Raw genomic sequence first — 401 nt, forward strand, 5'->3', positions numbered from 1 at the left:
CGCGCATTGGCCTGGAGCTGGCTTGGCGTTGCGGCATCGCCGCTGAGCGCCACACCGACTGAAATCGTCAGGCTGCTCGCCTCCGACGTGTCGGATGCCGCGAAGACGAGATTGTCTTCGACCGAACTGCGCTGGCGCTCGGCGATCGCCAGCGCATCCTGCATGCCGACATTGGCAAAGAGAAAGGCGAATTCATCGGCTTCCGTGCGCGCAATGAAATCGTTCTTCTTCACGGTCTTGCGGAAGAGGCTGGCGAGCTTCTTCAGGAGCTTGTTCCCGATCTGCGTGCCGTAACGGGTGTTCAGCTCCTTGAAATCATCGATGTCGATCATGATCAGCGCGCTGCCGGCCGCACCCTCTTCCTGGCCGTAGAGGTCGCCGAGCGCCCGATTGAGGCCGAT

At 61.3% G+C, this 401-nt stretch carries 1 protein-coding gene; it reads right to left on the bottom strand.

The features are described from left to right. Positions 1 to 401: GGDEF domain-containing protein (locus tag AC5ZGW_RS47360; protein ID WP_496114302.1), on the bottom strand; the 401-nt coding region annotated here is incomplete at both ends.

The sequence above is a fragment of the Bradyrhizobium sp. Crot121 genome, assembly GCF_059512385.1.